Raw genomic sequence first — 22,149 nt, 5'->3', positions numbered from 1 at the left:
CATCAGTTCAGCATCTCACTTCGCCGGCGAGCGGTGCGCGAAGCGATCCGCCGCACGGCGGCCCCGCCCCTCGATCGGCAGCGACCCGGTCGCGGCAGCCAGTCCGTACGCCGGCATGTCGGCGTAGATGGACTCGTACCCGCCCTCGGGCACGACATAGGTCTCGTGCCACAGCCCCACGTGCTGCCGGGACTTCTTCTCCTTGCGATTGATCATCGCCCACGCCTTGCGGTGCAGCATGTCCGGCGCCACGGCGTACTCGTACAGCTTCTCCTTCGACTCCCAGTACTGGACGACGTAGTACGTCCTCGGCGAGCCGGACAGCAGGTTGTATCCGAGCAGCCCCCTGCTCTTGTCCCTGCTCAACTCCCGCAGCAGGCGCGGCATCGCGAGGAAGACGGGGAGCCAGTGGTGCACTCCCCAGAAGTGGTTGATGCGCATGCCGATCAGCAGGATGACCACGTCCCCCTCGGCTGCCGCGGTCATCCGTCCCGGTATCGGTTTCGCGAACATGCGGGCCCCCTGGTTCGGTTGGAGAGTTGAACTATCCAATGATTGGATCGTGGCACCGCCCCAACGGCGGCGCAAGGGAGGGGACCGAATGCGGCTCTCGGAACTGAGTGAGCAGAGCGGCGTCAGCACGGCGACGATCAAGTACTACCTGCGCGAAGGGCTGTTGGCGCCGGGGCAGCGGGTGAGTGCGACGCAGGCCGAGTACGACGAGAGCCATGTGCGCCGGCTGCGGCTGGTCCGGGCCCTGCTCCAGGTCGGCCGCCTCCCGGTGGCCACGGCCCGCGAGGTGCTGAACCACGCCGACGACGAGTCCCTCGGCCGGACGATCCGGCTGGGTGCGGCCCTCTGGTCGCTGCCGCACGGTCCGGACCCGGACGAGGAGGCACCGGAGACGGCGGCCGCCCACGCGGAGGTCGACCGGCTCCTGGACCGGCTGGGATGGTCGACCGCCCGGGAGGTCGGCTCCCTCTCCCCCTCCCACCGCTCACTGGTGGCGTCCCTGGCCACCCTGATCCGTCTCGGCTACCCGTTCCGGGGCGACTATCTGGCGGACCACGCGCGCCTCATGCACGAGGCGGCGGCCCGGGATCTGGACATGATGGAGACGTATCCCACGCAGTCGGAGCAGGTGGAGATGGCGGTCGCCTCCGCGGTGCTGTACGAGCCGGTGCTGGCGGCCCTGCGCCGGCTGGCCCAGGAGGAGGAGTCGGCCCGGCGGTACGGGCTCTGAGCGCGACCCCGTACGGACTCCTCATGCGGGTCCGGGCCGAACGGCCCGCACACATAAGCAGAAGGCCCCTCACCGGAGTGAAGGGCCTTCGCCTGATGCTCTGTTGTACCCCCGACCGGATTTGAACCGGCGCTACTGCCGTGAGAGGGCAGCGTGCTAGGCCGCTACACAACGGGGGCTTGGATACTGCGACTTGCTTGTCTTGCGCTGGGCTACCAGGACTCGAACCTAGAATGACGGTACCAGAAACCGTAGTGTTGCCAATTACACCATAGCCCATGGTGTTACAAGTACCCCCGACCGGATTCGAACCGGCGCTACTGCCGTGAGAGGGCAGCGTGCTAGGCCGCTACACAACGGGGGCCCTAGCGATCCTGCATCAAGAACGTGGGTGCGACCCAGATGTTCTCGCGGGAAGGATCTGTACCCCCGACCGGATTCGAACCGGCGCTACTGCCGTGAGAGGGCAGCGTGCTAGGCCGCTACACAACGGGGGCTTGTTCCTGCAACTTACTTTTCTTGCGGTCTTGCGCTGGGCTACCAGGACTCGAACCTAGAATGACGGTACCAGAAACCGTAGTGTTGCCAATTACACCATAGCCCACTGAAACGCAACCCCTGAGGGGTGTTGTTTCTGTCTGCGCTTCCCGACCGGATCTTTCGTTCCGCTTGGGCGGCGCAGGAAGAACATTACCCGAAGGTGTCCGGCGCTCCAAAACGGGTATTGGCCGCGAGCAGGCCGGGGAGCTGGTCCAGGGCCGTGATCCGGACGAGTTCGGGCCGTCCGCCCCGTCCGTGCCGGTCCAGCCAGATGCCCGTGAGACCGGCGGCCACCGCGCCGCGGGCGTCGATGTCGGGTTCGTCCCCCACGTAGGCGACCTCCGCCGGCGGCAGTGCCAGTGCCTCGCAGGCGGCGAGGAACGCCCCGGGGGCGGGCTTGGCGATGCCCAGCTCCGCCGCACACAGGACGGACTCGAAGCGGTCGCGCACACCGAGCACGGTCAGCTTGTGGTGCTGCTGTTCCAGGGCGGAGTTCGACAGCACGGCGTGCCGGTACGCCCCCGCCAGGGCGTCGAGCGCGGGCACGGCGTCCGGGAAGAGCGCCCAGGCGGCCTCGTAGTGGGCGATGTGCCGCTCGAACCAGGCATCGGCCGCGGCGTCGTCCAGCGGGCGTGCGAGGAAGTCCCTTGCTCGGTCGCGGCGCTGGCCCTGCCAGTCGGTCTCCCCGTCGGCGAACCGCTGCCAGTGGTACCGGGTGAGCCGTTGCCAGGCGTCGCCCGCCTCGTCGGCCGTGCCGTAGCCCGCCGGCAGCCCCTCGGCCGCGAGATGCCGGGACATGCCGGTGGCGGCGGCCGTCGTGTAGTCGAAGAGTGTGTCGTCAACGTCCCAGAGGACGGCTCTGATCGGCATGAATCCGACCTTAGGGCGTCCGGGCGCGCCTGACGACAGACGGACGGGCCCGGCAGCCGCTGTGCGCGGTTGCCGGGCCCGTCCGTCTGTCGTCGTTACGCTGCCAGCCTGGCCAGCGCCGCGTCGATGCGGGCGATCGTCTTCTCGCGGCCCAGGATCTCCAGGGACTCGAAGAGCGGCAGGCCGATCGTGCGGCCGGTGACGGCGACACGGACCGGGGCCTGCGCCTTGCCGAGCTTCAGGCCGTGCTCCTCGCCGGCGGCGAGGATGGCGGCCTTCAGGGCCTCCGCGTTCCACTCGGCGGCGATCAGCTTGGCGCGGGCGGTGACGAGCAGGGCGTCGGAGCCCTCCTTCATCGCCTTGGCCCAGGACGCCTCGTCGGTCGCCGGCTCGTCGAGGAAGAGGAAGTCGACGTTGGCCGTGATCTCGGAGAGAACGGTGACCCGGGTCTGGGCGTGCGGGGCGATCGACGCGAACACGTCCGCGTCGAAGGCCTCCGGGGCCCAGGGGGCGAAGGGGGCCTGCAGCCAGGGACCGCACGCCTCGGTGAAGGTCTTCACATCGAGCCGGCGGATGTGCTCGGCGTTGATGTGCTCGCACTTCTTGAGGTCGAAGCGGGCCGGGTTGGCGTTGACGTCCGTGATGTCGAACGCGGCGACCATCTCGTCGATGTCGAAGATGTCCCGGTCCTCGGCGATCGACCAGCCGAGCAGCGAGAGGTAGTTGAGCAGCCCCTCACGCAGGAAGCCGCGCTCGCGGTAGAGGTTGAGGGAGGCCTGCGGGTCGCGCTTGGAGAGCTTCTTGTTGCCCTCTCCCATGACGTACGGCAGGTGGCCGAACTCCGGGGTCTGCTTGGCGATGCCCAGCTCGGTGAGCGCCGCGTACAGCGCGATCTGGCGCGGGGTGGAGGAGAGCAGGTCCTCGCCGCGCAGGACGTGGGTGATCTCCATCAGCGCGTCGTCGACCGGGTTGACCAGCGTGTAGAGCGGGGCGCCGTTGGCGCGGACGATGCCGTAGTCCGGCACGTTCTCCGGCTGGACGGTGATGTCGCCGCGGACCAGGTCCGTGAAGGTGAGGGCCTCGTCGGGCATCCGGAAGCGGACGATGGAGGTGCGGCCCTCGGCCTCGTACGCGGCGGTCTGCTCGGCGCTCAGGTCGCGGCAGTGGCCGTCGTAGCCGGACGGCTTGCCGGCGGCGCGGGCGGCGTCACGACGGGCGTCGAGCTCCTCGGTGGTGCAGTAGCAGTGGTACGCGTGACCGGCGGCGAGGAGCTTCTCGGCGACGTCCTTGTAGATGTCCATGCGCTGCGACTGGCGGTACGGGGCGTGCGGGCCTCCGACCTCGGGGCCCTCGTCCCAGTCGAGGCCGAGCCAGCGCATCGCGTCGAGGAGCTGGTTGTACGACTCCTCGGAGTCGCGCGCCGCGTCGGTGTCCTCGATGCGGAAGACCAGGGTGCCCTGGTGGTGCCGGGCGAAGGCCCAGTTGAAGAGAGCTGTCCGGACCAGGCCCACGTGGGGGTTGCCGGTCGGGGAGGGACAGAAACGTACGCGGACTGGTGCGTTAACCACGCTTGATCACCTTGTTGGTGAGAGTGCCGATGCCTTCGATGGTGACGGCGACCTCGTCGCCGACATGGAGGGGTCCGACCCCTGCGGGAGTTCCGGTGAGGATCACATCGCCCGGGAGCAGCGTCATCGCTTCCGTGATGTGGACGACCAGGTCCTCGATGGAGCGGATCATCTCGCTCGTCCGGCCGAGCTGGCGTTGCTCGCCGTTGACCGTGGCCTGGATGGCGATGTCGCTGGGGTCCAGGTCGGTCTCCACCCAGGGGCCGAGCGGGCAGGACGTGTCGAAGCCCTTGGCCCGGGCCCACTGCTTCTCGCGCTTCTGGGCGTCGCGGGCGGTCACGTCGTTGGCGCAGGTGTAGCCGAAGATGACGTCCTTGACCCGCTCCCGCGGCACCTCGCGGCACATCCGGCCGATGACCACGGCCAGCTCGGCCTCGTGGTGCAGCTCGTTGGAGAAGGAGGGGTACTCGATGGCGTCGCCGGAGCCGATCACCGAGGTGGTGGGCTTGAAGAAGGCCACGGGGACGTCGGGGACCTCGTTGCCGAGCTCCGCGGCGTGCTCCGCGTAGTTGCGGCCGATGGCCACGACCTTGTTGGGGAGCACGGGCGGCAGCAGCCGGACCTTGCTCAGCGGGACCTTGGTCCCGGAGAGCTCGAACTCGGCGTACGGGATGCCCTTGATGATGTCGAGGACGAGACCATCGGGCCCGTCGCCCTCGACGGCGCCGAAGGCGACATTGCCGTCGATGGAGAACCTGGCGATGCGCACGGGAAGCTGTCGCCCCTCACTTGCTGGGTAGCTGAAGACTGACGCTCCAGGCTAACGCGGGTGAGGGGGGACGCTGTGCGCATTACTCCGCGGCGGCGGTGGCGGCCGCGGGGGCCACCATCAGGATCGTGCGGCGCGGGTTGGCCGTCTGCGTCGGCAGGTCGACTGCGTGCTCCGGCTGCTCCGGCGTCTGCAGCGCTTCGGCGTCCTTGAGGTGCGCCAGCGTGGTGCGCCGGGGGTTGGCAATGTTGCGGAACATCATCGTCGTCTTCATCTGCCGTACGGACCCTGTCGGTAGGGGCGCCACCCGGAGGGGCGCCGGTTGTCGGTTTTGCCATCCCTGTAAAGCGCCAGGCTAAACATCCGATTCCCTCCGGGAGCCCGGAAGAGACGGCGATCATCCTGTGAGTTTGCTCACGAAGCGGCCGACAATTCCACCAATTCGGGCGGCGCGCGCGGTCGAAAGAAACGGACATTGCACCATTGAATGAATCATTCCGCTCCTGATCATGTCGACTGGGACACCCGTCGCCCAGACCTGATTCACCCGCAATGGTCCGTTATGTCACTGAACGGACTCCACCCCTTGTTACCCCCTCATCACAACGTGTCACCCAGGTCACAGCCCGGTACCTGGCCCTTGTTGGAGATCCGCCACTGTGCTGGAATTCCACGCACCGCCGCGGTTTCAAGCCGGCGCGCAGGGGCGCAACGCAGCGCCGAGTGGCGGCGGGAAGGGGAAGAGCGCCGGTCACTCACGACCACCATGGGGCGGTACAACGCCCCACGACGCCGACACCGTTCCTTCCGTCCATGGCGGGAGAGAACGCCTGGTCCAGAGGTTGCGACGCTAGTGCAGGGACGTTTCAAGAGGGATGGCAGCGCTGCGGCGGAACAGGAGCCGCGCGGCGGGACCGACCGCGGTTCCTCGCCCCAGCACGCCCAGAACCCCGGACCGGCCGCGGCCGGCGACAGCAACGACCGCGCCCAGCGCTCCGGCGCGGCGGCGAGCGGCGGGTCCGATCCGGTCTCCGCGCTCAAGCCGCGCGGTCCGGTCGGCACGGGATCACGCGTAGCTCTTCGCAACTGGCGCATCAGCACGCGTCTGGTCTCCCTGCTCGCCCTCCCCGTGGTCGCGGCGACCACGCTGGGTGGTCTCCGCATCAATGACTCCATGAACGACATCCAGCAGCTGGAGCACATGCAGCTGCTGACGAAGATGACGAAGCAGGCGACCTCTCTGGCCCAGGCGCTCCAGGAGGAGCGCGACCGGTCGGCGGGACCGCTGTCCAACGGGGTGCCCGCGACCGACTTCAAAGTCACCGAGCCGCGGAAGAAGACCGACCGGGCGAAGAAGGCGTTCCTCACCGCGACGAGCGACCTCGGTGACACCACCGGTGACGAGGCCCTGGAGAGCATCCACTCCAGCGTCCAGCAGATCGCCTCGCAGCTCTATTCCATCCGCGACATCCGCAAGCAGGCGTACTCCAAGGACAGTCCGAGTCTCCAGACCGTCGACGCCTACAGCCAGCTGATCACCTCGCTGCTGAGCCTCTCCCAGGACATGGCGCAGGCCACCAGCAGCCCCGAGATGATCAAGCGGACCCGCGCCCTGGCGGCCTTCTCCTCCGCCAAGGAGTACGCGTCGGTCCAGCGCGCGATCATCGCCGCGGCGCTGCCGAGCGGCAACGACAAGCAGCCGCACCTCGACCGCAACGACCAGCAGTTCGGTCTGGCCGCCCACCGCAAGGAGGACGCGGCTCGCCGCTCCTTCGAGGCGATCTACACGACCACGGGCAAGAGCGCCGACGAGCTGACCTCCACGCTCGACGAGGGCCAGCCCGAGATCAAGGCCGCCGACACCTACGCCAAGAGGGTGCTCGACAACGCCAACGGCATGAGCGGCCCGGGCGTGCGCCGTTCGTACATGGACTGGTACGACCAGGACTCCACCAAGATCCAGGCCATGAAGCAGATCGAGGAGACGCTCCTCAGCGACATGGAGGGCAAGGCGCGCGAGCTGCGCGACGAGTCCCAGCGCGAAGCGATCATCTCCGGTGCGCTCATCCTGCTCGTGCTCGGTGTCTCGCTGGTCGGCGCCTTCGTCGTCGCCCGGTCCATGATCCGCTCGCTGCGCCGGCTGCAGGACACCGCGACGCGCGTCGCCCAGGACCGGCTGCCCGAGCTCGTCAAGCAGCTCTCCGAGGCCGACCCGCAGGACGTCGACACCTCGGTCGAATCGGTCGGTGTGCACTCCCGCGACGAGATCGGCAAGGTGGCCGCGGCCTTCGACGACGTGCACCGCGAGGCCGTCCGTCTCGCCGCCGAGCAGGCCCTCCTCCGGGGCAACGTCAACGCGATGTTCACCAACCTCTCGCGCCGTTCGCAGGGCCTCATCCAGCGTCAGCTCTCGCTCATCTCCGAGCTGGAGTCGCGCGAGGCCGACCCGGACCAGCTGTCCTCCCTCTTCAAGCTCGACCACCTCGCGACCCGCATGCGTCGTAACGGTGAGAACCTCCTCGTCCTCGCGGGCGAGGAGCCGGGCCGCCGGTGGACCCGGCCCGTGCCGCTGGTCGACGTGCTCCGTGCCGCCGCCTCCGAGGTGGAGCAGTACGAGCGCATCGAACTGGCCGCGGTGCCCGCCACCGAGGTCGCCGGCCGGGTCGTCAACGACCTCGTGCACCTCCTCGCCGAGCTGCTGGAGAACGCCACGTCGTTCTCCTCGCCGCAGACGAAGGTCCGGGTCACCGGTCACGCGCTGCCCGACGGCCGGGTGCTCGTCGAGATCCACGACACCGGCATCGGCCTCTCCCCCGAGGACCTCGCGGCGATCAACGAGCGGCTCGCCTCGCCGCCCACCGTGGACGTCTCGGTCTCCCGCCGCATGGGTCTGTTCGTGGTCGGCCGGCTGTCGCTGCGTCACGGCATCCGCATCCAGCTGCGCCCCTCCGACTCGGGTGGCACGACCGCACTGGTCATGCTCCCCGTCGACGTCGCGCACGGTGGCAAGCAGCCGGTCCCGAAGCAGGGCCCGGGTCAGCAGGCCCCCGCTCCGGGCGGGCTCCTCGCCGGCGGCAGCGGCAATGCTCCGGGCGGGCTCATGGCCGGTGGCAACGCGCCCCGCGCCGGTCTCGACGCTTCTCCGTCGGCCCCGGGCGGACGGCTCCCCGCGGGTCCCGGTGCCACGCGAGGCCAGGTCGGTGCGGGCTCCGGTCCGCGGGCGGCGCTGCCGGCTCGCGACGGCGGCTCGCGCCGTCCCCAGAACCAGCCCGGTCAGCCCGGTCAGCCCGGCAGTCAGCAGAACTCGGGCTTCCAGAGCCCCGGGCTCCCCGGCACCGGTCCGCAGGGCCGGCAGCCGGACGTCTCGCGCCAGGAGCCGCCGCGTCAGGGCGGCGGGCTCTCCGGTGCCTTCGGCGGCGGTGCCCGGCTGGGCGCCCGCGGCCAGGGCGACGGCCGCACCGACTCGGGCCAGCCCAGTCTGTTCGACCAGAAGCGTCCGGAGCGGAACGGTCCCGGATGGCAGGCCCCGCAGCCTCAGCAGGCCCGGCAGAATCAGGGCGGCGGCTTCCAGCAGCCCGGCGGGCCCGGTCAGAACGACCGTCAGCTGCCTCCGGCCGGCGGTCCGCGTGCGGAGCTGCCGGGTGGCAACCCCCAGCCGCAGCGCCCGCAGACCACCAGCTGGGGCAGCAACGAGGAACCGTCCGCGCCGCGGCACTCCCCGCTCGACGCGCCCCGCGGTCATGAGGAGCCCGAGTCCACCGGCCAGTTCCAGCGGCCGCTGAACCCGCCGCCGCTCAGCCCGCGTCCGCCGATGAACAGCCAGCAGGGTCCCGGCTCGACCGCCGAGTTCGCCCGTCCCGACTTCTCGGCACCGGCTCCGCAGCAGCGGCCCGCGCCGCAGGCGCCGGACCCGGCGAGCACCGCGCAGTTCGCCCGCCCGGACTTCGGGCAGGCCCAGGGTCAGCCCGCGCCGCGCCAGCGTGACCGCGACAACGGGGACTTCGGTGCCCCGCGTCCGCCCGTCGCGCCGGCTCCGGGTGGGGAGTACCGGCCGGTCCTGCCGCAGCAGCCGCAGCCCGAGGCGCTGCCGCCGGCCGGTCCCGGCGACGGCCGTACCCCGCTGTACGACACGCTGGAGACGAACTGGTTCCACGGTCCGCAGCAGGGTGGCCAGCAGCCGCCCGCAGCGCCGCAGGCACCCGGGTTCCCCCAGCAGCCCGCCGAGGAGCGTCCCGCTCCCGCCGCACCGCGCCGCGGTGCCGGCGACACCAGCGGCGCCACAAGCTCCTGGCGCGCCTCGCCGAACGACGAACTCGTCCGGCAGGCGGAGCGGGTGAAGAAGCCCGCAGCAGGCGGAATTACCACTTCCGGTCTGCCTCGCCGGGTCCCGCGTGCCAATCTGGTGCCGGGTACCGCCCAGCAGCAGAACCATCAGTCCGGTCCCCAGGTGTCGCGTGCGCCCGATGATGTGCGCGGGCGGCTGACCAATCTCCGCCGGGGCATCCAGCAGGGACGTCAGGCCAACAACGGCCCGTCGACCGGCAGTTTCCCACTCGGCCCCACTCACCAGCAGGAGCGTTAGTTGAGCCCGATGAGTCAGGCCGCGCAGAATCTGAACTGGTTGATCACGAACTTCGTGGACAACACCCCAGGGGTGTCGCACACGGTTGTGGTCTCCGCAGACGGCCTGCTGCTGGCGATGTCCGAAGGTTTCCCGCGCGACCGCGCCGACCAGCTGGCGGCTGTCGCCTCCGGTCTGACGTCGCTGACCGCGGGTGCCTCCAGGATCTTCGAGGGCGGCGCCGTCAGCCAGACCGTGGTGGAGATGGAACGCGGGTTCCTCTTCCTGATGTCCATCTCGGACGGCTCCTCGCTGGCCGTGCTGGCCCATCCGGACGCCGACATCGGTCTGGTCGGCTACGAAATGGCTCTGCTGGTGGATCGGGCGGGCACTGTCCTGACCCCGGACCTCCGCGCCGAGCTCCAGGGCAGCCTGCTCCACTAGGCGGCCATGAATCGGTGACACAGACGACGATTAGCCCAGGTACCGCACCCATCTCTCGCCCGTCCGGCCGCTTACAGCCCCCCACCGGCCCCTTCAGACGGCAAGCCGACACCCTGCTGTCACGCCCGGAGGATTCATGACCCCGCCACCCGCCTCACCCGATCCGTACGGCGCGTTGAACCGCGCGTCGTACGAAGGTGAAGGCGACCAGCCGTTGGTCCGTCCGTACGCCATGACCGGCGGACGGACCCGACCGCGCTACCAGCTAGCGATAGAGGCGCTGGTCAGCACCACGGCCGACCCGGCGCATCTGGGGACCCTGCTCCCCGAGCACCAGCGGATCTGCCACCTGTGCCGTGAGGTCAAGTCGGTGGCCGAGGTGTCGGCCCTGCTGTCGATGCCGCTCGGTGTGGCCCGGATTCTCGTCGCGGACCTGGCGGAAGCCGGCATGGTGGCCATCCACCAGCCGGGCAACGGAGAGGCCGGCGGCGCGCCGGATGTGACACTGCTCGAAAGGGTGCTCAGTGGACTTCGCAAGCTCTAGTGGCGGTGCAGCCCGGGCCACCACCTCGGCGAAGATCGTGGTGGCGGGCGGATTCGGCGTGGGCAAGACCACGTTTGTCGGTGCCGTTTCGGAGATCAATCCGCTGCGTACCGAAGCCGTGATGACGTCCGCCTCCGCGGGCATCGACGACCTGACGCACACCGGCGGCAAGACCACCACGACGGTGGCCATGGACTTCGGCCGTATCACCCTGGACCAGGACCTGATCCTGTACCTCTTCGGTACACCCGGACAGGACCGCTTCTGGTTCATGTGGGACGACCTCGTACGCGGCGCCATCGGCGCCGTCGTCCTCGTCGACACCCGCCGCCTCGCCGACTGCTTCCCCGCCGTCGACTACTTCGAGAACAGCGGCCTCCCCTTCGTCATCGCCCTCAACGGCTTCGACGGACACCAGCCCTACACCCCCGACGAAGTCCGCGAAGCCCTCCAGATCGGACCCGACACCCCGATCATCACGACCGACGCGCGGCACCGCGGTGACGCCAAGAGCGGTCTGATCACGCTGGTGGAGCACGCTTTGATGGCGCGGCTCAAGTAGGCACAAGCCGGTATTTCCGTACGGCAATTACAGTAGTCACACGGGGGCGGAGTGTGTCCTTTGACACGATCCACCCCCGTGTTCATAACGTTTCGAAAGAGAATTAAGCCACGGTCAGCACCCGATGCGCACGGCCGGTATCACTGCGCTCACACGAGCCCCGCCTTTTGACGGGGCTCGTTCTTTATGCCCGTTTTATCTGAGGTCCGGGCCACTCGGAATCGCACATTCCGACTGTTTGGAACGCGACCGGTGGCCGTGCTGCAATTCGATGAACTCCCGAGTAGTACGGCCCTGAACAAACACGGCACAACGTAGGTGCCGACGCCGAGAGGTTGTTGGTCGAGTGAGGCGTAACAACGAGGGCGCAACGGCGCAGGCGGAGCGGGGCAACTTCACCCCGCCGTCGCGCACCGTGGCGCCGTCCGCCGATGTGTCCGAAGGGATACCGGCAGGTGGCAGCACCAGCCGGCTGTCCCCGCGCAACTGGCGGGTGCCCACCCGGCTGAACGCGATCCTCCTGATCCCGGTACTGGTCGGCCTGATCATGGGCGGCTTCCAGGTGAAGGCTTCGGTCGACACCTGGCAGGAGGCCCAGAACGCCGAGAAGACCGCGCTGATCGTCCGCGCGGCCGCCGAGTACGGGCAGGCGCTGCTCAACGAGCGTGACCTCACCGCTCAGCCGCTGCTGTCCAACAAGCGCGACTCCGAGGTCGTCACCCAGGCCCGGGCCACCACTGACGCGGCCGCGGAGAAGTTCGACACGGCCGTGAAGGACATGCCGGGCAAGCAGGGTCTGGAGCGCCGCCTCAAGCTGTTCAAGCTGGAGGAGCCCAAGCTCCCGGAACTGCGCAAGGCCGCGTACACCGCCGCCATGGACCCGGTGAAGACCGAAGAGGGATACACCCAGGTCCAGCACTCCCTCATGGAGTTCTGCAACGAGCTCGGCCTCGGCACCGGAAACATCACCAGCTACGGCCGTACCGTGTACGCGATCGAGCTGGCCAAGGCTGCAGAATCGCTTCAGCGCTCCATCGGAATGCACCTTCTGGTGCGGCCCAGCCAGGAGAGCGGCAAGTTCAACGACCAGGTCAAGGCCTTCGGCTCGTACAACTACCTGGAGCAGATCGCCCTCGGTGAATTCGTCTCCGGCGGTACGGAGGCCGACGCCGCCCGGCTGAAGACGGTCATGGCCCGCAAGGCCGCCGAGGGAGCCGCCAACCTCAAGTCCGCGAAGGAGCAGGCCGACGCGGCCGGCGTGCCTTTCGTGACGCCGCCCACCATCGACGGCTCGGTCTACGACGGCATGGCCCAGGAGATCGGCCTGGGCAAGGACCCCAAGCAGCTCAAGGCGAAGGGGATCACCCCCGAGACCTGGATGGCCGCGGCCACGGCCAAGTTCGACGGCTACACCACGGTCGAGGACGAGCTCGTCGACAAGGCGGTGACCGAGGCCGCGGAGATCTCGTCCAGCGCCCGCACCGACGCCATCGTCAACGCCGCGATCGTGATCATCGCCCTGCTGGCCGCCTTCATCCTGGCCGGGCTCATGGCCCGCCAGATGAGCCGCTCGATGCGCCAGCTGCGTACGGCCGCCTTCTCGATCGCCGAGCAGCGGCTGCCCTCGCTCGTCGACCAGCTCTCCCGGACCGATCCGGGCCGGGTGGACACCCGCGTCCAGCCGATCCCGATCAACAGCCAGGACGAGATCGGCGAGGTCGCCCGCGCCTTCGACCAGGTGCACCGCGAGGCGGTCCGGCTGGCGGCCGAGCAGGCCATGCTGCGGGGCAACGTCAACGCGATCTTCACCAACCTCTCGCGCCGCAACCAGTCGCTCATCGAGGGCCAGCTGACCCTCATCACCGACCTGGAGAACAACGAGGCCGACCCGGACCAGCTGGAGAGCCTCTTCCGGCTGGACCACCTGGCGACCCGTATGCGCCGCAACGGCGAGAACCTCCTCGTCCTCGCCGGCGAGGAGCCCGGCCGCCGCTGGAACCAGCCGGTGCCGCTGGTGGACGTGCTGCGGGCCGCCTCCTCCGAGGTGGAGTCCTACGAGCGCATCGAGCTCTCCGGCGTGCCGGAGACCGAGATCCACGGCCAGTCCGTCACCGACCTCGTGCACCTGCTGGCCGAGCTGCTGGAGAACGCCACCACGTTCTCCTCGCCGCAGACCAAGGTGCGGGTCACCGCCACCCGGCTGCCCGACAGTCGCGTGATGATCGAGATCCACGACAAGGGCATCGGTCTCACCGCCGAGGACTTCGCCGACATCAACCACAAGCTGGCCAACCCGCCGACGGTGGACGCCGCGGTCTCCCAGCGCATGGGTCTCTTCGTGGTCGGCCGGCTCTCCGACCGGCACGGCATCCGGGTCCAGCTGCGTCCCTCGGGCGAGCAGGCCGGTACGACTTCGCTGGTCATGCTGCCGGATGCGATCACCCACGGTGGTGGCGGCGACGGCGCCCCCGCGCAGGACGACTTCACGGTCTCCTCGATCATTCCGCAGCAGCAGGCCTTCGACGCCCTGCCTCAGCAGCCCCAGTTGCGTACGGCGGCGGAGCTCGGCTTCGACGACTCGCGCTACGAGGAGCACTCCGCGGACTCCGCTCAGCTCGACCCGGTGGGCCGCTCGCTCATGCGGGAGGAGCGCCGCGCGGCGCTGGAGGCGCAGGCCGGCAGCGAGCGTCCGCCGTTCCCGCAGCAGCAGGAGCCGCAGCAGCAGTACTCCGAGGCCGCGTACGAAGAGGCGCCCTACGCCGCGGACCAGTACGCCCAGGAGCCGCAGGCGGGCGGCCGGCAGGAACAGCAGTACGAGCAGCCCTCGTACGAAGGCACCTACGACCCGTACCGCGGCGACACCGGCTATGCCGAGCAGCCCGGTTACAGCGGTCAGGCCGGCTACCAGGAGACGGCGTACCCGGCTCCGCAGGCGCCTCAGGCCGCCTACGACGAGCAGTACAGCGCCCAGCCCCAGCAGGAGGAGTGGGCTGATCAGAGCACGTACCAGGGCCCGTACGAGCCGGTGGCGCAGGCCGAGACGGAATCTGTTGCGAGCGCTCCCACGTCCACGCAGGAGAGCGTAGGCTTCGACCGTTCGGGCCCCGTCCCGAACTCCGGCCACGAGCTGACCGGTGCCGGCCTGCCGCGCCGCGGCGGCCAGCAGCACTGGCAGCCCACCGGCCGCGGCAACGACCAGCCCGTCGCCGCGCAGCAGGCACCGCCGCAGCAGGAGGAACTGCCGCAGCAGCAGCCGTCGCCCGCGCAGGAGGACGGTGCCGGTTCCGAGGACTGGCGCTCTGCGAACGACGAGCGCTGGGAGCGGGCCGAGAAGCTCCGGGAGCCGAAGGCGGGCGGGGTCACCCCGTCCGGACTTCCCCGGCGCGTACCCAAGGCCAATCTGGTCGAGGGAACGGCCGAGCAGACCCAGCAGGGCGGCCCCCAGGTCTCCCGCGCCCCGGAGGACATACGTGGCAGGTTGAGCAACCTGCGACGTGGCGTGCTGCGGGGACGTAACGCGGGTTCGGACACCAGTAATACCTACAACCAGGAGCGTTAGTGTGAGCCCGATGAGCCAGGCGGCGCAGAATCTGAACTGGTTGATCACCAACTTCGTGGACAACACCCCTGGGGTGTCGCACACGGTGGTGGTCTCCGCCGACGGACTCCTGCTGGCGATGTCCGAGGGATTTCCGCGCGACCGTGCGGACCAGCTGGCGGCTGTAGCCTCCGGTCTGACGTCGCTGACCGCGGGTGCCTCCCGGATCTTCGAAGGCGGCGCGGTCAATCAGACAGTTGTGGAGATGGAGCGAGGGTTCCTCTTCATCATGTCCGTTTCCGATGGATCTTCGTTGGCCGTTCTTGCACACCCGGACGCCGATATCGGTCTGGTTGGGTACGAAATGGCACTTCTGGTCGACCGTGCGGGCAGTGTCCTCACTCCGGACCTCCGTGCCGAGCTTCAGGGAAGTCTTCTCAACTAGTAAGCAGGCAGTGCGTTTCGCGCCACCGCGCCATAGGGTGCGGTGGCGCGGACCCACTGGAATCGGGACCGGCAGGCGGAGGAGGAATCGTGGGTACACCCCCAGGCGGGCACCAGTTCAACGGTGGCCAGCACACACCGGGTGAGCACGGGGACAATGGTTTCGGTTACCCCTCCACACCCGGCAGACAGGGCGCACAGCAGCCTTATCAGCCGTACCGGCAGCCGCAGCACCTTCAGGGCCCGGAGTGGCCGCAGCAGCCCCAGCGGGCGCAGCGCCCGCACCGGTACGACTCTCCGCAGCAGCCCCGCATTCAGCCGGTGCAGCCGCGCCGGGCCCCGGAGCCGGCCGCGCCCGCGGCGCACAATCCGCTCGTTCGTCCGTACGCCATGACCGGTGGACGGACCCGACCGCGCTACCAACTCGCCATTGAGGCGTTGGTGAGTACGACGGCCGATCCGTCCCGGCTGCAAGGGCAGTTGCCCGAGCACCAGCGGATCTGCCGGCTGTGCATCGAGATCAAGTCGGTGGCCGAGATTTCGGCCTTGCTCTCGATCCCTCTCGGCGTTGCCCGGATCCTCGTAGCCGACCTGGCTGAGGCCGGACTCGTCGCTATCCACCAGCCCGGCGGCGACGAGTCCGCCGGCGGCCAGCCAGATGTGACACTGCTCGAAAGGGTGCTCAGTGGACTTCGCAAGCTCTAGCGGCGGAGCAGCCCGCTCCACTACCTCGGCGAAGATCGTGGTGGCAGGGGGCTTCGGCGTGGGTAAGACCACGTTTGTCGGTGCCGTTTCGGAGATCAATCCGCTGCGTACCGAAGCCGTGATGACGTCCGCCTCCGCGGGCATCGACGACCTGACGCACACCGGGGACAAGACCACCACGACGGTGGCCATGGACTTCGGCCGTATCACCCTGGACCAGGACCTGATCCTGTACCTCTTCGGTACACCCGGACAGGACCGCTTCTGGTTCATGTGGGACGACCTCGTACGCGGCGCCATCGGCGCCGTCGTCCTCGTCGACACCCGCCGCCTCGCCGACTGCTTCCCCGCCGTCGACTACTTCGAGAACAGCGGCCTCCCCTTCGTCATCGCCCTCAACGGCTTCGACGGACACCAGCCCTACACCCCCGACGAAGTCCGCGAAGCCCTCCAGATCGGACCCGACACCCCGATTCTGACGACGGACGCGCGGCACCGTGCGGATGCGAAGAGCGCGCTGATCACGCTCGTGGAGCACGCTTTGATGGCGCGCCTGCGGTAGGGACTGCGGCCCGTCCGCCCGGATGTACGAAAGGCCTCGCACTCCTTCGGAGTGCGAGGCCTTTCGTGTGGTGCGCCGGGCCGGGGAGGCAGGCGCCGGGCTCACCCCGACGGCGTCACGCCTGCCGGATCAGTGCCTGCCGGCCTCGATCACGTAGTCGCGCCGCGCCGTCGGCCCGCCGGAGCCCTGGTACGCCGTGACCGTGAACCGTGCCGTTCCCGTCCTGGCCGGTGTCCCCACGATGCCGCCGGTGTCCGCGTTGAGTACGAGGCCCGCGGGCAAGGACCCCGAGGTCACCGCGTACCGCGTGGTCGCCGGCGTGTTGGTCTTCACCGTCGCCTCGTACAGGACGCCCTGGGCCGCCGCGGGCAGCGGTCCGGCGTCGAGCTCCGGGGTCGGGGCCACGACAGCCTGGGGAGCGCCGGCCGGCTTGCCGTCGGCGTCCAGCTCCTGCAGGGACCAGCTCCTGCCCGGCTCGACCACGCTCAGGTGCCAGTTCGTCGTCAGGTCACGGAACCGCGCCCGCTGCTCCTCGGTGAACGCGCCCAGGTTGCGTGCCGTCTCCCACTGCTGAATGGCCTCGAGCAGCCGCGTGGTGTTCTCGCCGCCCGATTCGAGGCGGGAGACCGAGCTCTGGAAACCTGTCCCGGCGTTCAGGCCTGCGCCTCGGGCCAGCTTCCACTCCATGGTGAGCAGGCTGTCCGAGCCGTTGAGGCTGATCCAGCCGAGCATGCCGGGGAGGTAGTTCGCCTGGAGGTACTTGTTGTTGGCGAACACCTGCTCCATCGAGGTGCTGCCGACCTCACCCCAGCTGGCCCGGGTCAGCGCGTCCCAGGTGTTCGAGGTCATCCGGCTGGTCTCGGAGATGAATCCGTCCTTGGCATCGACGCGCCGGAACGTCTTGTTCACGAGGTGAGCCATCCCGTAGGCGCCCCAGCCGGACTCCGATGCCGACTCCAGGCCGTCCCACGACATACCGGTGATGCCGGTGGTGTTCCAGGCGGTGGTCAGCCGGTCGCTGATCTCGTCGAGGACGGCATGACCGCCGATCGCACCGCCGTAGCTGTTGGCCATGACTCGGGCGGTGTGGTCGCCCTCGGGGTGGGAGACAGCGACCGATCCCCAGCGCGCACGCTGCACACCGGTCACCTTCCACTCCTTCCCCACCTGCTCGGCCGCTCCGTAGCTGACGAATTCGTCCCCGATGCGCAGGAGGCTGTAGCTCGGTCCCGCGGCGAGCAGCGCGCCGTCGTCGAGGTACAGGGTGGTGTCGCCGTCCGTCAGCGGACGGGTGAGCGAGGCGGTGCCTCCCATCGCGAGGCGGTCGTCGGCAGGCGGCTCGAGGTAGGCGTCCCGCGGGAACCAGGCCCAGTTGTAGGGCTCGTCGCCGGTGCTGATGAAGTCCGACAGGGTGTGCACGCCGAGCTGCACACCGTTCGCCTTGGCGATGTCCACGGCCGCCGCGGCCCCGGCGTCACTCCCGCCCAGGCTGGAGTCGAACTGGTAGTGGCCGCTCGACTTCCATGGGCCGTAGCTGCTGGTCAGCGAGTAGATCCGGTTCATGCCGGCCGCCTTGGCGAACCGGGCCGCCGCCGGAATGTTGCCGGTCTCCAGGTCGCCGAGCACCAGCCAGGACTGGCTGCTCGCCTGGGATGCCTTCTGCCACTGCCCGTCCAGCTTCGGGTAGGGCAGCTTCTCGCCCTTCGCGATGTTGGACAGAATCGTCGGCGTCGCTTCGGGCGAGGCTCCGAAGAGTGCGATCTTGGAACCGGCGATCCTGCCGTCGCGGCCGGGCAGCGGTCCGACCGGGATCGGATAGCCGCGCACCTTGCGGTGGCGTTCCTTGGTGTAGTCGAAGGTGAAGGCGCGCAGTACGGAACCCCAGGGGGTCACGCCCGCCGCGCTCCACTCCTCCAGGGAACCCACGCTCACATGGTCCGGATCGTGGTTGACCTCGCTCTCCCAGCCCATGTCCTGGTCCTCCTGCGGCCAGGCGCCTTCGGTACGGTCGGTCAGCGGCCGGAGCCCGATGGCGAAATCGTCGTCGCGGACCACGCCCACCGATGTGCCGACCGTCTTGGAGGTCGAAGTGGCCAGCGGACCCCAGAGCAGGGTCTGCACATCGACGCCCTTCGGCACATCGACGTCGACCGCTTCGAACGTGGTGTAACCGCCGCGCCCGGTGACCAGCTTCACCTGGACCTTCCAGTGCGCCGCCTCGTTCCGGAACGTGAGCATCCCGCCCCCGGGTCCGGATCGGTGAACCGTGGTCGGCCGCTGCTGCTTGCCGTCGATGACCAGGCTGACCAGGGACGCCGCATGACCGGCCGCGAGGTGGTCGACCCCGGTCCTGACGTCCTCCAGGCCCACGACCGTCCCTGTTCTGTCGAGCTCCAGGTCCAGATAGCCGGCCCGGATCTCGATCGACGGAGTCGCTCCGTCGGGTCGTGCTTGCGCCGACTGTGCGCCGGCCGCGGGCAGGATGCCGGCCGTCAGCATCACCAGGGCCACGGAACCGGCCGTGCGCCGACGCCGCTCGGGCCTCCTGCGAGGGGACTGCGATCTGACTACGCGTGCGGGGAACCGCATGATGTTTCTCCTGTCGCTCTCGACGGAAACTGCTGCACCGGCCGCTGTGCCGGTCATCCCTTCGTGGCACCCCCTGTCAGGCCCCGGACGAATTGCTTCTGGAAGGCGAGGTAGAAGGCCAGGACGGGCAGGGTGGCGAGCAGCATGAACGCGAACACCGCCCCGAAGTCCTGCTGGTAGGGGCCGATGGAGCGGAAGATCCCGACCGTCACGGTGTTCCCGGCCCCCGGGCCCAGGACGAGCAGCGGGGTGAGGAAGTCGTTCCAGACCCAGACCCCGAGGAAGATCAGCACGCTGGCCGACGCGGGCCGCAGCAGCGGGAAGACGACCTGCCAGAAGATCCGGAACCGGCCGGCGCCGTCGACCGCCGCTGCCTCTTCGAGTTCGCGCGGGATCGAGCGGATGAAGCCCATGAAGACGAACACGGCGAACGGCAGGTAGTACCCGACGTCGACCAGCACGGCGCCCGGCATCGTGTGCAGCAGGCCGATGGCGTCGAGGATCCGCGTGATCGGAAGCATGATCACCGCGGGCGGGATCATCAGGCCGGACAGCATGACGCCGAGGACGACACGGCTCCACCAGCGGTCCGACCGCACGAGGTGGTACGCCGACATCGCGGCCAGCAGGGTGGTGATGAGGATCGACGCCGCGGTCAGGGTGACCGAGTTGACGAGGCCGTACCAGAACAGGCCGTCCGGCCGGCTCAGCACGTGTCCGAGGTTGTCGAGGGTCGGCGGAAGCGGGAGCGCCAGCGGCGATGACACGACCTCGGAGCTGGGCTTGAAGACGTTGACCAGTGCCACGTAGAGCGGCATGCAGAAGACGGCCGCCACGCCGGTGGCCAGGAGCGGCCGTATCCACGGCGTTCGGGAGTTCACAGGTTCACCTCTCGTCGTTGCAGGAGCTTGAGCGTCGTCACGCTCGCGGCCGACACGACGACGAGCATGATCCCGGCCATCGCGGACGCCACTCCCGGACGTTGCTCGGAGAAGGCGGTGCGGATCACCTCGAAGGCCACGGTGGCCGTGCCGTCGGTGCCGGGGCCGCCGTTGGTGAGCACGGCGATCTGGTCGTAGACCTTGAACGAGCTGATCATCAGCATCACGGTGTTGATCGTCAGCGAGGGCGCGAGCAGCGGCCAGGTGATCGCGCGGAACTGCTGCCAGGGGCCGGCGCCGTCGAGGCTCGCCGCCTCGTCGAGCTCGGCGGGGATCCCCGCGAGTCCGGCGAGGTAGACCACGACGGCGAAGCCGAGCAGCTGCCAGACCATGATCCCGGAGACGGAGTAGATCGCGTACGACGGATCCGTGAGCCAGCCCGGCGGGTGCTCGACCCCCAGCGAGACGAGCGCGCTGTTCAGCAGGCCGTCGTCCGCCAGGATCGAGCGCCCGATCACCGACACCACGACTGCGGAGAGGATCACCGGTGTGAAGTAGACGCTGCGGAGCAGGCTGTAGAGCCGGCCCTGCCGGCGCAGCAGCAGGGCGATCGCGAGACCGAGCAGGTTCGTCAGCAGCACCACGATCACCGTGATCACCACGGTGTTCCACAGGGAGTGCCGGAACTCCTCGTTCCCGAGAAGGAAACCGTAGTTCTCCAGGCCGATGAACGAGGTTTCCGGGCGGGTGGCGCGCTCGTCGGTCAGCCCCGTGTAAAGGGTCCACACAATGGGCGCCAGGACCATCGCGGTGAAGATCGCGAGGGTCGGCAGGACGAACACGGCACCGGATCCCACCGACGACCACGTCCAGGTGCGGCGCCGGTGCGGCCCACCCGCGCGCCTGGACGGGACCGGATCGGCCTGCGGCTTGAGGGGCCGCTGCGTTCCTCCGTCGGCGACGGTCCCCGTCCGGGCGGGCGAGGGACGCGTCACTTCGCGAGCTCCTTGTACTTCGTGTTCAGCGTCGCGACGAACTTGTCCACGTCCGCACGTCCGTTGAGGAGATCGTTCAGTGCCGCGTCGACCTTGGGTATGAAGCCCGACGGCAGGGCCGGGACACCGCTCTCGTTTCCGAAGCTCGGCGTCACGGTTCCGCCGGCCTGGGCCTTCTCGTAGAGACCGAGGGTGGTGTTGTACAGCGGCGGCAGGCCGGCCGGCGGCTTGTAGCCCTTGAGCGCGACGAACAGGCCGTCGTACTTCGCCCCGCCGTCGGCGTTCAGCTTCGAGAACTCGACGGCCCACTTCTTGGCCTTCGCGACGTCAGGGGACTTGGCGCTCACCGACAGTCCACCGCCCGTGTACACGGGCAGGACGAGCGAGCCGTCCTGCGTGGGCATGGGGAAGGCGCCGAACTCCTTCTGCTGCTCCTTGTCCGGGGACGCCGGGAACCACGAGCCCATCGGGTACATGGCACCCTTGCCCTTGAGGAAGGCTTCCTGCGCCTGGGCGTAGGTGGCTGACAGGTTGTCGACGTTCTCCTTGCCCGCCAGTGCCTTCATCTTGGTCGCGGCGTTGACGAACAGCGGGTCGCTGAAGTCGGTCTTGCCCGCGGTCAGCTTGTCGAGCCACTTCGGGTCCTTGGCGTAGACCTCGTCGGCCACCAGCTGGGCGAAGGTCCATCGCGGGCCGAGGCCGTCCGGTGCGCCGCCGCCGATGACGAACGGCTTGATGTCCGCTGCCTTGAGCTTGCCGACCGCGGCGAGCAGGTCGTCCCACTTCTTCGGAGGAGTGGCGATGCCCGCCTTCTCGAAGTCCGCCTTGCGGTAGTAGATCTGCCAGGTCTGCGAGTTGGTGGGCAGCTGGTAGATCCTGCCGTTGAAGCTGTTCGCGTCCGGGCTGGTCCAGTCCGCCAGTTCCTTCTTGCTGAACTGGGCCAGCTTGCCGCCCTCCGCCAGTCCGGCAGGGTCGATCGCGACCATGATGTCGGGCAGTGCGCCGGTCGAGTCGAGCTGGCGCGTGTACTCGTTGCGCTGCTCGGCACTCGGCGCGACGAGCTTCTTGATCTTCACCCCCGGCACCTTGGCGCTGGTCCTGGCGATGATGTCGTCCCAGTAGGAGGCGGTGAGGTTGGGGGTCTCGAAGGTGAGCAGGCTCAACGTCACGTCACCGCCCGAACCGTTTCCGCCTTCGCTCCCGCCGCCGACGGCACAGCCGGTCAGCGCGACCAGGCCCAACGCTGCTGCTGCAGCAACCCAGTTGGCCTGCTTGCTCATGAGGCCCTCCTTGCTGGTCGAACCCACCGGATGGCATGTCGCTCGGCCAGAATT

General features: G+C 69.0%; 18 protein-coding genes and 5 tRNA genes. 9 read left to right on the top strand and 14 right to left on the bottom strand.

Annotated elements, in window-relative coordinates:
* Positions 1-15: 15 nt before the first annotated feature.
* Positions 16-513 (bottom strand): DUF4188 domain-containing protein, encoded by a 498-nt coding sequence (locus SH922_RS29185; protein WP_393061056.1) that lies wholly within the window; start codon positions 511-513, stop codon positions 16-18.
* 88 nt (positions 514-601) lie between these two features.
* Between SH922_RS29185 and SH922_RS29180 the strand changes: the two genes are divergently transcribed.
* Positions 602-1,243, top strand: a complete 642-nt coding sequence (locus SH922_RS29180) for a MerR family transcriptional regulator (protein WP_393061054.1) — start codon at positions 602-604, stop codon at positions 1,241-1,243.
* 106 nt (positions 1,244-1,349) lie between these two features.
* Here the strand turns inward: SH922_RS29180 and SH922_RS29175 are convergent.
* From SH922_RS29175 to SH922_RS29135, 9 genes are all read right to left on the bottom strand, one after another.
* Positions 1,350-1,422 (bottom strand) — tRNA-Glu (locus tag SH922_RS29175).
* A 28-nt stretch (positions 1,423-1,450) separates the two neighbouring features.
* Positions 1,451-1,522 (bottom strand) — tRNA-Gln (locus SH922_RS29170).
* A gap of 12 nt (positions 1,523-1,534) precedes the next feature.
* A tRNA-Glu gene (locus SH922_RS29165) sits at positions 1,535-1,607 on the bottom strand.
* A 60-nt stretch (positions 1,608-1,667) separates the two neighbouring features.
* Positions 1,668-1,740 (bottom strand) — tRNA-Glu (locus SH922_RS29160).
* Between the two features lie 35 nt (positions 1,741-1,775).
* Positions 1,776-1,847: transfer RNA gene (locus SH922_RS29155), tRNA-Gln, on the bottom strand.
* Positions 1,848-1,933: 86 nt separating this feature from the next.
* A complete protein-coding gene (locus SH922_RS29150; protein ID WP_393061052.1) occupies positions 1,934-2,653 on the bottom strand; it encodes an HAD family hydrolase in 720 nt (239 codons plus the stop codon).
* A 95-nt stretch (positions 2,654-2,748) separates the two neighbouring features.
* Positions 2,749-4,221, bottom strand: coding sequence for a glutamate--tRNA ligase (gene gltX / locus SH922_RS29145; protein WP_393061050.1), 1,473 nt, complete (start codon positions 4,219-4,221; stop codon positions 2,749-2,751).
* A complete protein-coding gene (locus tag SH922_RS29140; RefSeq protein WP_393061049.1) occupies positions 4,214-4,990 on the bottom strand; it encodes a fumarylacetoacetate hydrolase family protein in 777 nt (258 codons plus the stop codon). The genes gltX and SH922_RS29140 overlap by 8 nt, the downstream gene beginning before the upstream one ends.
* 82 nt (positions 4,991-5,072) lie before the next feature.
* Complete coding sequence (locus SH922_RS29135; protein WP_393061048.1) at positions 5,073-5,264, bottom strand: hypothetical protein; 192 nt, start codon at positions 5,262-5,264, stop codon at positions 5,073-5,075.
* 579 nt (positions 5,265-5,843) lie between these two features.
* Between SH922_RS29135 and SH922_RS29130 the strand changes: the two genes are divergently transcribed.
* The 8 genes from SH922_RS29130 to SH922_RS29095 all read left to right on the top strand — a co-directional run bounded on the left by SH922_RS29130 (position 5,844) and on the right by SH922_RS29095 (position 16,350).
* Positions 5,844-9,572, top strand: a complete 3,729-nt coding sequence (locus SH922_RS29130; RefSeq protein WP_393061047.1) for a nitrate- and nitrite sensing domain-containing protein — start codon at positions 5,844-5,846, stop codon at positions 9,570-9,572.
* Positions 9,573-9,581: 9 nt separating this feature from the next.
* Positions 9,582-9,995, top strand: a complete 414-nt coding sequence (locus tag SH922_RS29125; protein WP_006127850.1) for a roadblock/LC7 domain-containing protein — start codon at positions 9,582-9,584, stop codon at positions 9,993-9,995.
* 136 nt (positions 9,996-10,131) lie between these two features.
* Positions 10,132-10,539 carry a DUF742 domain-containing protein gene (locus SH922_RS29120; protein ID WP_148021032.1) on the top strand — a complete coding sequence of 136 codons (408 nt, stop codon included), beginning with the start codon at positions 10,132-10,134 and terminating at the stop codon, positions 10,537-10,539.
* Positions 10,520-11,101 (top strand): ATP/GTP-binding protein, encoded by a 582-nt coding sequence (locus SH922_RS29115; RefSeq protein ID WP_073738725.1) that lies wholly within the window; start codon positions 10,520-10,522, stop codon positions 11,099-11,101. Before SH922_RS29120 ends, SH922_RS29115 begins: the two co-directional genes overlap by 20 nt.
* A 346-nt stretch (positions 11,102-11,447) precedes the next feature.
* Positions 11,448-14,660: a nitrate- and nitrite sensing domain-containing protein gene (locus tag SH922_RS29110; RefSeq protein ID WP_393061046.1), complete on the top strand. Its 3,213-nt coding sequence runs from the start codon at positions 11,448-11,450 to the stop codon at positions 14,658-14,660.
* Positions 14,661-14,670: 10 nt separating this feature from the next.
* A complete protein-coding gene (locus tag SH922_RS29105) occupies positions 14,671-15,084 on the top strand; it encodes a roadblock/LC7 domain-containing protein (RefSeq protein ID WP_018551717.1) in 414 nt (137 codons plus the stop codon).
* 89 nt (positions 15,085-15,173) lie between these two features.
* Positions 15,174-15,788 (top strand): DUF742 domain-containing protein, encoded by a 615-nt coding sequence (locus tag SH922_RS29100; RefSeq protein ID WP_393061044.1) that lies wholly within the window; start codon positions 15,174-15,176, stop codon positions 15,786-15,788.
* Complete coding sequence (locus tag SH922_RS29095; RefSeq protein WP_014048542.1) at positions 15,769-16,350, top strand: ATP/GTP-binding protein; 582 nt, start codon at positions 15,769-15,771, stop codon at positions 16,348-16,350. Before SH922_RS29100 ends, SH922_RS29095 begins: the two co-directional genes overlap by 20 nt.
* Before the next feature lie 129 nt (positions 16,351-16,479).
* Here SH922_RS29095 and SH922_RS29090 read toward each other — a convergent pair whose 3' ends face one another.
* The 4 genes from SH922_RS29090 to SH922_RS29075 form a co-directional block, all read right to left on the bottom strand.
* Complete coding sequence (locus SH922_RS29090; protein WP_393061042.1) at positions 16,480-18,861, bottom strand: Ig domain-containing protein; 2,382 nt, start codon at positions 18,859-18,861, stop codon at positions 16,480-16,482.
* A gap of 131 nt (positions 18,862-18,992) precedes the next feature.
* The gene (locus SH922_RS29085) at positions 18,993-19,820 is read right to left on the bottom strand and encodes a carbohydrate ABC transporter permease (RefSeq protein ID WP_393061040.1); all 828 of its coding nucleotides are present in this window, start codon (positions 19,818-19,820) and stop codon (positions 18,993-18,995) included.
* Positions 19,817-20,626 (bottom strand): carbohydrate ABC transporter permease, encoded by an 810-nt coding sequence (locus tag SH922_RS29080; protein WP_393063722.1) that lies wholly within the window; start codon positions 20,624-20,626, stop codon positions 19,817-19,819. The genes SH922_RS29085 and SH922_RS29080 overlap by 4 nt, the downstream gene beginning before the upstream one ends.
* A 185-nt stretch (positions 20,627-20,811) precedes the next feature.
* A complete protein-coding gene (locus SH922_RS29075; protein ID WP_393061038.1) occupies positions 20,812-22,095 on the bottom strand; it encodes an ABC transporter substrate-binding protein in 1,284 nt (427 codons plus the stop codon).
* Between the last annotated feature and the right edge of the window lie 54 nt (positions 22,096-22,149).

It is taken from the genome of Streptomyces sp. LN549, assembly GCF_043203805.1.
GTDB lineage: Bacteria > Actinomycetota > Actinomycetes > Streptomycetales > Streptomycetaceae > Streptomyces.
This window is presented reverse-complemented; position numbering and strand designations above follow the sequence as displayed.

Coding starts and splice junctions, on each gene's coding strand:
- SH922_RS29135 (WP_393061048.1), bottom strand. CDS start 5,264: ATGAAGACGACGATGATGTTCCGCAACATTGCCAACCCCCGGCGCACC.
- SH922_RS29125 (WP_006127850.1), top strand. CDS start 9,582: ATGAGTCAGGCCGCGCAGAATCTGAACTGGTTGATCACGAACTTCGTG.
- SH922_RS29180 (WP_393061054.1), top strand. CDS start 602: ATGCGGCTCTCGGAACTGAGTGAGCAGAGCGGCGTCAGCACGGCGACG.
- SH922_RS29080 (WP_393063722.1), bottom strand. CDS start 20,626: ATGGTCCTGGCGCCCATTGTGTGGACCCTTTACACGGGGCTGACCGAC.
- SH922_RS29185 (WP_393061056.1), bottom strand. CDS start 513: ATGTTCGCGAAACCGATACCGGGACGGATGACCGCGGCAGCCGAGGGG.
- SH922_RS29120 (WP_148021032.1), top strand. CDS start 10,132: ATGACCCCGCCACCCGCCTCACCCGATCCGTACGGCGCGTTGAACCGC.
- SH922_RS29075 (WP_393061038.1), bottom strand. CDS start 22,095: ATGAGCAAGCAGGCCAACTGGGTTGCTGCAGCAGCAGCGTTGGGCCTG.
- SH922_RS29105 (WP_018551717.1), top strand. CDS start 14,671: ATGAGCCAGGCGGCGCAGAATCTGAACTGGTTGATCACCAACTTCGTG.
- SH922_RS29150 (WP_393061052.1), bottom strand. CDS start 2,653: ATGCCGATCAGAGCCGTCCTCTGGGACGTTGACGACACACTCTTCGAC.